Here is a 10,200-nt window from a genome sequence, read left to right as displayed (position 1 = left end):
TTCGATTTTGATAACGACAATGTAAACGATGTGCCCGAAGCACCGATTAACATGTTAATATATGCTGGATTAGTTTTAGGTAGCTATTTTGGTATAAAAAAAATAAAGCCATAAAAGCATGCTGAAGCGATTAAAAAAAATCAATAAGCTAAATGTGGCATCCTATATTTTATACATAGCTATTGCTATAATTCTTGTAAACATCATCTTTGTTCTTCAAGAACAAATAAAGCTTAAAAAAGAGCTTGAGTTGATGAAGCAAGGGATGTAAAGATATTATTTGGAGTTATTTTTAAAACCACCTTTTACTTAAGTAAGGGTGGTTTTTTGCTAGATTAAAAAATAATTTAGCTAAAGCCTGTTTATAATAAGTTTAAATTGGTGTTATCTTTCAACTGAAATAAATATTCTATAAAATAATTTATTTTTTCAGCTTGTTTATTGGATTCGCTTGTATTTTGAATTTCTGCAATAATTTCTCCCTGCTTAAGTTCTTCAAGCCGATTAAATTCTTCCAAAACAGCTGCATCTTTAAAGCAAGATAAAATTTCGTTTTGATGAATAGGTTTTTGTGGTTCATGTAAATATAAACTAACTAGTAAAATATCTCCTGGACATTTATTGATGGCTTTTCTAATGGTCTTATTTATGGAAATAATTTTGTCTTCGTTTTTTCGTGGTGCTAGATTCATGGTTTCCAAAATATAATTATCAATTTTACCCGAAACCTTTAAATCTCCCCATTTGCCCTGAATATCAGCAGTATTTGGAATAACAATATGATACGTCCAAGCTCCAAATCCTTTCTTATGTCTTAAAGTTAAAGGCTCGTTTTTTACTAGTATCTTCGAGTCTTTACTTTTCATTGTTATCAGTCTTTCCACTTTCCATATCGCCCAATTGAATGTTTAAAGCTTTAACACTAATTTGAATTTCGATAATGGATAGCACCAAAGAAATCATTAACAAAACCAGTGAAATTCCAAAGATGATGCTTCCTAAACTGTACCAAGCTTCGTAAAGTGCAAACATACTTACCACACAAAGCAACAAGGAAACAATACCAAAAAGTTGCATGTTTTTAATCAAACTCACGCGCTTTTTTAAATTAGAAATCTGATCTTTTATACTTTGGTCGGGTTGTTCTTTGTACAGCTTATACAAATTCCGAATTAAACCTGCCAAGGTTAAAAATCTATTGGTGTACGCCAACAGCAAAAGCGAAATAGCTGGAAAAAGTAATGCGGGTGTTGTTAGTGAAATTTCCATAATTTAAAATTAAAATGGGTATCCAATTGCAAAATTAAACACCGGTTGGTCATATTCAAAATTCCATGATTTTGCAGGTCTTTTTAAAGGTGAAGCTAGGTCAAATCTGATAACAAAACCCGAAACGTCTATGCGTAAACCCAGTCCGGAAGATACGCCAAATTCATCTACAAAATTTGAGCTAAATTTCCCACCTGGAAGTGAAGGATTTTCGTCCATAAGCCAAACATTTCCAGCATCGGTGAATAAAGCACCATGTAAAAAACTGATAATTGGAAAACGATATTCTAAATTGGCCTCAAGCCGAATGTCTCCCGCTTGATCAAAAAACGAAGTTGTGCCAGATTCTGGTTCATAAACACCAGGACCTAAGGAACGAATTCTGAAACCCCGAACACTATAAGGTCCGCCCGCAAAATATTGTTTTACAAAAGGTAGAGATGTAGAATTGCCATAAGGCAGACCTACTCCAGCAAATAAACGCCCAACTAATTTCTGTCCTTCATCGTTAAGAGTATAATGATATCTAAAGTCAAAATCTGCTTTTACATATTGTGCATAGGCTAAACCAAGAAATGTATTGGGAGTTTCATTTTTACTTGAAAGCAAATCCAAGGTATTTCCTGCAGATTCAAAATTGAAATTAAAATACATTCCTGAACTTGTTAATTGATCTGAAATAGCATTATAGGTAAAGCTGTAATTGAGTCCTGCTATAAATTGTTGTTCAAAACTCCTTCTTAAAAATGGGTTGTTTTCTAAAATTTCTTCAAAATCGGAACTGGTGTTTTGTAAGCTCAAATATTCTATATTAATGAGATTAATTTTATGTGTAACATATTTATTTCCTTCCCAACTATAGCCAAATGAAGTAGAAAAAGAACTTAGCGTATACAAGTCAGTCCGGTCTAATAAATCTACACCAACTCCAATATTGGTTTTCGGAATAGAATACTTAAAACTCGGACTTAAATCTATTGGAAATAATAATCTTGGAAAGCTTAAGGTACTGCGTAAGCCTAATTGCAAACTGCTTAACCCATTTTGATCTCCACTTAAAAATTGGCGTTCGTAACCAGCGGTGGCATTAATCCTAAGTTGTTCTCCAGAAGTAAATAAATTTCTATTAATGTAAGTAATTCCTAAGTTTGGGCCTGTAAAATTATTAGATTTAGTTACTCCCTGCACTTCAAAACGAAGTGAACGTTTGTTAAGTGGCGAAAGTGCTATTTTAGCATTTAACCAACGTATATTATCTTGGTCTGTACTATCTACATCTTCATATTCTATATTTACAAATTTGTAAGTATTTATATTGCTTAACCTTCTACTTGTACTTCTTGAAACACTAGATTGGTATTTCGCTCCTTCTTCAATTAAAATAAATGGACGCAAGCGTTCGGGTTTAAAGTAAACTGAATCTTGTAAAAAATTAATCTTACCTACTCGAACTGTATCCTTTTTTTTGTCTGAAATTTCCAAACCTACATTAGGAATTACATTTACTTCTTTTATCTTATAAACGGAAAGTGCTTCGTCTGGAACTTCATTTTTTAGCCTTAAGTATAAGTCGAAACCTTTATTATCATACTGATTGGTATCAATTTCAAACAGCAAAAAGTTGGTGTTAAAATTATAATAACCACGCTCTTTTAAATCTGAATGTATGCGTTCTCGTTCAGCTTTTAATAAACTTAAGTCGAAACGTTTTTGCTTATTGATTTCTGATGCTGAAAGTGATTTTTTGATGTCTTGAAATATTGGGAGACTGTCTTTTTGTTCAGGATCTAATTGAAAAGAATTTATTTTATACGCATCATTCAGCTTGATAAAGTAAGTAATTGATTTTTGTCTTTTACTACTATCAACTTCTATTTCATGTCGAATTTTACTATTAAAGTGTCCTAAATTTTCTAAGCGGTTTTCCAGTACTTTAATTGTATTATCTATCTTAACTTCTGAAAAATATACAGGCTCTTCTCCTATTCTTTTGTTTAAAAACTTATTTATAAAACCTGGTTTTTCTCGTTGTGCTTTGTAATAAAAGTGTAATCCCGGACGTAAACCTAGAGATTTAGAATTGGGCTCAGGAAACAACACCTCGTCTACTCTTTCTTGTACGTATTTTTTATCTTCAATATCATTTTTACTTTCCAAAACCACCTTACCTTCCGAATAGAGAAAGGCATCTTCTGGCATGTATTTTTTAATAGCGCAGGAATTGAGCAAACTCAAGCCGATGAAAAGAAAAAGTATTTTATATTTATTCATGAACTTATTTTTCTTCTTCTATTTTAGTTTTGTTTTCTTCATTAGTTTCAGAATTTTCTGCTTCATTTTCAGTCTCTTCTTTGGTTTCATCTTTCATGAATTCTGTTTGCCAAAGTTCTTTAAATTGATTGAATTCGCGGGTGAAAATCAAAGCTATTCCACTTATAAAAACCTGACCATCAATTACATTTTCGTATTCACTTCGGCGGAAGCCTTTAATTTTCCATCTTCCGTCTTCTGTAATTAGGTATTGTACACTTACATTTCCTAAAGCTACATTAGATTCTCCGGGTCTCAAATCGCCTTCTACGTTTACTTGACTTCCTGCTTCAACAATAAGTCTATCGTTCATTAACTTCTTTTGAGCGCTAATGTCAACATCCGTTCGATTGTCTGCTTGTCCAGATTGGTAGTCTGTGTAAGAGTTTACATCAAAATTTAATTGTATTCCTGTATTGCCTGTGAGTTTATTTGCATAGGTATTCAATTGGTCAGATAGCGCCTGACTAATGTTACTTCGCGCAATATTGGCTGCTCCACCTTGACTACCATCGCTTCCAGAATTTGGGTAAAACCGATTTAAAACTAATAAAGAAAAAACCTGTTTATTTAACTCATCTTGTTGTTGGTTTATTTGCCTAATACGACTGTAAACTGTTCCATTAATTGCAGATTTATCGCCTTCAGGCATATCTAACTTGAAATTGAGTTCAGGTGCATTTATTTCTCCTCCCACATCTAAATAAACATTAAAAGGAAGTTGTTGTCGGTATTGATTTTGAACATTAGATGAAGCCGATGAAGTCTGAGAAGCCATCAAGGAAGATGCCGATGTTTTGATGTTGTAAATGGCTCTAATATCTAAATCTGCGTTTAACGGATCTCCAGACCATTTTATACTGGAGCCTTCTGCAATTTGAAATTTTCTAGACACCAAATTATACAAATTCATTTCAAATTGTCCTTCGCTTACTTCGTATTTACCTACTAAAGACATGGTTCCGTTTCTTGCCATTTTGTAACGTAAATCTCCGCCACCTACCAATTTAACATTGTCTCCTGTTTTTGGGTTTATAACAACTTTAGCTTTGGTTTTTGGGTTTATTTTCAACAAGGTATTTATTTCAATTCCAGAAATAACAGCATCAAATTGATCTTCATCTTGTTGAGTTAAAATATCCTTCGGATTTTTCTTGTTTACAAATACAACAACGCCATCTCGCTCAACAGTTCCAACTTGAGATTGCGGAACGATGTAGGTAAAATCTGTAGATTCTCGAACTGCAATTTCGCCTTCTGCTTTTGGAAAATTTAAATCGCCTAACAAAGAAATATCTGCATCAAAATTTACTTTCCCGTAGTATACATCATTATCTTCTTTGGTAGAGTTCAAGGCTTGAAAATTCTTACTCTTTGCATTCAAATTAAATGTTGGGTTTAGTAAATCTGCAATTCCAATATCGCCGTTTAGTGTAAATGCGATATCCTTTACATCCTTAATAATGAAATCTTTAAAATAGAGTCCTTTTTTGTCAAATTCAATTTTATTGTCATCAATTTTAAAAAGTGCATTTAAGGTGTTGACTTTAAATTCGGTATTCATAAATGAAAAATTCCCGTTGTAATCTAACTCTTCAGAAGCTCCATTTAAGTTGAATTTTCCCGCTAAACTTCCTTTGGTGTCAGATACATAATCTTTAGCAAAGCCTTCCACAAATTCCATTTTCAATTTGTCTAAACTGGCTGATAAATGATAATTTGGTGTACCGCTGGAATTATCAATATTTCCATTAGCATGAAAATCTATTTGCTTGCCTGTTAAATCTATATTTATTTGGTAGGCTTCATTAAAATCGGATGTTGCATTTAAGCTGAATTTGCCAATTTCATTTTCTAAAACTTCTAAGTTTTCAATTTGTAAATCTGAAATTAAACCCATTTTCTCAAACGGATTGACCACAATTAAATCGCCTGAAATAATGCCTTTAGCAAAATCTTCTTCACTGTTCAGATAGCTAAAAAGCGTAGAAAGTTTAAAATCTTTAAAAGCTATACCAGCGTGGGTTTTATCTACGTCAAAATTATTTTTAAAACCTACGTATTGTTGGTTTCTGCTTATTTCAAATTCATTTAGCAAAACTTCTTTTTCAGGTTTTCCGTGCAAATACCTAATGTAATTATCAGGACTAATTTGCCATGGATTTTCGTTTAGAATGAATTTTTCTGGCAAAATTGAAAATTCAACTTCATCTTCCTTAAAAGTAAACATAGAATTGATGTTGAAAAATTCTTTTTCGTCTTTAAATGCTTCAAAATTCAAACTTAGGCGGCTATCTTTTAATTCTCCATACAACTTGGTTTTGGCAATTTCTAAAACACCTGACTGTAAGTTTTTGAAACCAAAACTGAAGTTGGCTTGGTCTAAGTTAGTATTCACAGCAAATGCTAAACTGTCTAATCTAGTTTCGTTATACAGCATTTTAGGTAAGGATAATTTTGAGTTTAGTTGATGCTTTTCTTCATTAAATTCAAAATCTAAAGCAATGGTATCTAATTCTTCTATGCCTTCTAAAGCTACTTCAGAAATAAACCGAGATGCATGAAAACGCATGTCTAATTTCATATCAACCGGGCTATTTGTTTCTCTGAAATCTTTGCTATTATTGGTATAAAAGGCTAAATGTTCTTGTAAAGCAAGTTGAATTTCATCAGGATGTGCATTGGCTTGCAATTGGGTAGACAAAATTCCAGATTGTATACTTAGGTTGGTTTGGTCCTGATTTACTTCTGCATTTAATTCAATTTTATCGATTTTATAGTTTTCATTATCGTAAACTAAAGTCGTGCTATCTATTTCAGTATTGAAATTAAATTTGTCTGAATTTCCTGAAAAATTTGCCTTCAAATAGGTTTTTCCTCGGATGTCTTTTGCAGTAAGACCTAACTTTTGAAAATTGGCTCCTTCTAAATCCAATTTTAAATTTCCTTTTGGTTGAATACTGTCTAACACCACACCTGCATCTGTAGTAAATTTTAAATATTCATGATTTAAGCCCAAATGAATATGAGCGTTTTTGTGGTCTATTTTGCCAGAAAATTCCAAATCAGACAGGTCAAAATCTGAGTAGTTGAGTTTGCTGAAGCTAGAGTTTAATTGTCCTTTTAAGCTATACCAATTTTTCCCAGCTGCATCTGCTGAAAGCACTAGCGAAACAGGTTTTAATTTAGGTTGCTTCAATAATGTACCCAAATCCATTTTTATCAACTCGATTTTAGTGTCTAAACGAATTTCATCTTCTTGTTGCAAATCAGCATACAACTTTAATTTTCCTTCAGGAATGCGAAGGAAGCTTTCTGATTTTAAGCTATTCAAATCGCCATTGGCATAACCTGAGAAATAAATTGTTTTGGGTAAATTGAAACTAGCTTGTTCAAGCGCTACAAACTTTAAAATATCAGTTTTGGTTGACGTAAAATTGAAATTTTGAAGTTGATAAGTAAATTGGTCTAAATTGTTTAATTGTGTAAAATCTCCGTTGGCTTTAAGTTGTGTCGAAGCCCATTTTAGGTTCAATTCAGAAAGGGATAAACGTTCTAAATTTCCATTGGATTTAATATGTATTTTCAGTGGGTTTTTTGAAATTTCTTGCATGTAATCTATCTGTTTCAAATCTGGATAAACAGAAATCAGTTCAGCAAGATTCAAGTTTGCATCAAGATTGAAGTTGGTGTTTTTAAACTCCTGTGGATTTTCAATCCACTGTACAACTTCATCAAATTCTAAATTTAGATTTGCATTAATTGTATTTTGTGGCATCTGGAAGGCAAAAGCATTTAAATCCAATTGCTGGTTATTCAAATTAAAATTGAAAGCCAATTTGTTCAATTCAAAACCACTGGATTCTTTAAAGCTAAATTGGTTCAAGTTAAAATTCGTCTGTTCTTGTTTGGTTAAAACAAAATCAGACAAACTCAACTGAACATCTGTAACTTCTATGGCTTTTTCGTTAAAGGTGTTTTGTTTAATTCTTTGCTCACCTTCAGTAAATTGAAAACGATTGTTATTCATTTCCAAATTATCCAATTCCACAGTATAAGCGGGCCAGACAAAATTAGATTGGTTTTGAACATCTTCATTTTTTTCTGAAGTGCTTTCAGGAATATTTACTTCAACATAAGATTCAGCTAAGTAAAATTTTTCGAGTTTAAATTCATCTTTATTCAAATTTGCAAAAGCTTCATTTAATTGAAAATCGGTTAATTTAGTAGCTAGTTTTAAGCCATTATTTTCATCTTCAAAATCAATTTCTACATTTTCAAATGCCAAATGGTTCAACAAAAATATAGGAAAGCTTTCCGTTTCAGAAGATGTTGATGCTTTAGCTGATGCTTCTTCAGTGTTTTCTGATTTCTCTTGAAAGTAACTAAGTTTGGTTTCTTTCAAGTATAAATTCTTCAACTGAAAATCTAAATTTTCTATATTAAATTTTTCAAAAGCAAGCTGTAAATTACCCAGTTTTAATGAAGAATTTAAGCCTTCCACATCATCTATATAAGATAAATTAAAATTAGTTAAATCGATGTTCTTCACATCAAAAGTGTAGGCTTGACTTTGTTTGCTGTTAGCTTCATCTTCACTAGCAAACGCATCTATAATGTACTGGTAATTGAAGTTTTTGTTTGGAGAATTTCGGTTTACATTGGCTACTAATCCAGACCATTTTAAGTTTTGTAGGCTTATTTTTTTGTTTTTTAGAATAGGTAAAATAGGGATGTCAATTTCTAATTCTTGAGAATACAAAAGCGTGTCTTGCGCTTGATCTTCAACATAAATGCCATCAATAGCAAGGTTTCCTTGAAAAGTTAAATAAAATTTATCAATTTGAAACGGTGTGCCAATTTCTTCACTTACGTAATTGGTTACTTTGTTAACAATAAGATTTTGACCCCACGGACTCCTGATGAATAAAACCAAAAGCACGAAAAGTAGCAGCAATACCAATATACTTTTCAATACAAAACGGAAAATACGTCTTGTTAAGCTCCTTTTGGATTTTGTTTTTTTATTTTCCACACTGCTAATAAAAATCAAAAATAAGGCAAAGCGCGACTTGCATAGTAATTAAGATGCTTAATTTAAGTTAAAATCCTTAATAAAATTATGCTTTATTGGAATTATGTTAAATCTTTATAGGAATAACGTTTAAGCTGTAGAAAGTGAAATGCTAAACTTTATTGTTTATGTTTCTGATGCGATTATAAAATGCCTACACGATTGCATCTGTTTTTGTTATTATTTGATATACTTTACAGAAGCTAGCTTTTAGAATGGCTAAAAACTAAAAAACCCGCAACAGTAGTTGCGAGTTTTATGTTTGCGGAGAAAGAGGCTCCGTAACCCTTCAGTTTATGTCAATGTTTTCAAGGCTTCCTTTCTGCTATACTTCAATAGGGTAACACATAGGGTAACTCAAAATGTTTTACTTCTTTGATGTAAAGATAAGACTTATTTACCATTTTGTAAAAAATATCTGTTTAATTCATGAAGTCCATCACTCAATTTCAGCTCTTAAAAATTCTATATAAATGTTTCTGCATTAATTTTTAATTAGAGAAATTCTTGCTATTCTACTTAAAGAAAATGAAGAGCTGGATAGCAAATTCAGCTTTCCAAATCAAGATTTATACCATTAGATTTGTTGACAGAATTACCCAGCTAAAGCATGTTAATATGAATTAACACGTTTTAAAACGTATATAATATGCATCAATATGAATTGAATTTGTTTTGAAATAGTTTTTATACGCTTTAAAATAGATAGGTATGCTTACTCTTTAATGGAATTTCTCATTATAGTTTACATTACTTAATGACTGCAATATTGATTTCTAATGAATTTTCATCTTAAAATAGTATTCAAATAAGTGACTCCAATGTTTTTTAGAATATTGAAGTCTAAAAAAATTCTTTGATTTTAAATGTTGCTTCATTATACTATGCATTCAATTTAAACTAAAATCATAATGGTATGAGACGTAAAATATCATTTAAGCAAGTACTGGTAGATCTAATTTCAATTATGCCCCAAATTGTTAATGAATTTAAAGACAATATCAAATATAAGAGATTAGTAGATTTTTTAAATGATATAGATTACTACAACAATGAAGAATTACCATGTCCTACTTCAAAGCAAATAGAAGCTGAACCAAGGATAAAATCCTACCAATTGAGAAAACAGTTTAAAGAAATTTATGGCTATCTGTTTAATTATGAAAGTGATTTTCAGTTTTATTTTAGGGGAAGCTTAGATTTGATTCGGATGTTTCAAAATAGAAATCTTGGAAGACCTAAATTTCATTAGTTATTGTTTTAGAAAATAAAAAATATTTTTCAAAATAATAATTGGTCTCTAAAATAACTTTGTTAAAACGATAATCTTTCAAATAATACACTTAGTCAATATTCATACTTAGCCTAAACGGCTTGCAGAAAACAAGTCGGGTTTGTTACCGTTATACAAACTAGGTGAAGTCTTTGAGTTGTTGTTGGAAGATTAGGCTTATAAACGTTTTAAATTAACAATTAAAATCAACTATCTCCATTGATTAGTATAGTTGTCAAAAATTAATTTATATCTTTATATTAAATAATTAATT

At 31.2% G+C, this 10,200-nt stretch carries 5 protein-coding genes; 1 reads left to right on the top strand and 4 read right to left on the bottom strand.

Features of this window, described 5'->3' with window-relative positions; translation table 11 throughout:
- Positions 1–362: 362 nt before the first annotated feature.
- The 4 genes from IEV72_RS13305 to IEV72_RS13290 are packed head-to-tail and all read right to left on the bottom strand — an operon-like array spanning position 363 to position 8,536.
- The gene (locus IEV72_RS13305) at positions 363–866 is read right to left on the bottom strand and encodes a DUF1905 domain-containing protein (RefSeq protein ID WP_188459616.1); all 504 of its coding nucleotides are present in this window, start codon (positions 864–866) and stop codon (positions 363–365) included.
- Positions 856–1,269: a DUF2721 domain-containing protein gene (locus tag IEV72_RS13300; RefSeq protein WP_188459615.1), complete on the bottom strand. Its 414-nt coding sequence runs from the start codon at positions 1,267–1,269 to the stop codon at positions 856–858. Before IEV72_RS13300 ends, IEV72_RS13305 begins: the two co-directional genes overlap by 11 nt.
- A gap of 9 nt (positions 1,270–1,278) precedes the next feature.
- Positions 1,279–3,540: a translocation and assembly module lipoprotein TamL gene (gene tamL / locus IEV72_RS13295; protein WP_188459614.1), complete on the bottom strand. Its 2,262-nt coding sequence runs from the start codon at positions 3,538–3,540 to the stop codon at positions 1,279–1,281.
- Between the two features lie 4 nt (positions 3,541–3,544).
- The gene (locus IEV72_RS13290) at positions 3,545–8,536 is read right to left on the bottom strand and encodes a translocation/assembly module TamB domain-containing protein (RefSeq protein WP_188459613.1); all 4,992 of its coding nucleotides are present in this window, start codon (positions 8,534–8,536) and stop codon (positions 3,545–3,547) included.
- A 1,033-nt stretch (positions 8,537–9,569) separates the two neighbouring features.
- On the opposite strand from IEV72_RS13290, the gene IEV72_RS13285 reads away from it, so the two are divergent.
- Positions 9,570–9,905 carry a hypothetical protein gene (locus tag IEV72_RS13285; protein ID WP_188459612.1) on the top strand — a complete coding sequence of 112 codons (336 nt, stop codon included), beginning with the start codon at positions 9,570–9,572 and terminating at the stop codon, positions 9,903–9,905.
- Positions 9,906–10,200: the final 295 nt, after the last annotated feature.

The sequence above is a fragment of the Psychroflexus planctonicus genome (assembly GCF_014640195.1).
Taxonomy (GTDB): Bacteria; Bacteroidota; Bacteroidia; order Flavobacteriales; family Flavobacteriaceae; genus Psychroflexus; species Psychroflexus planctonicus.
The sequence above is the reverse complement of the archived record's forward strand: the minus strand, read 5'-3'. Positions and strand labels throughout refer to the sequence as shown.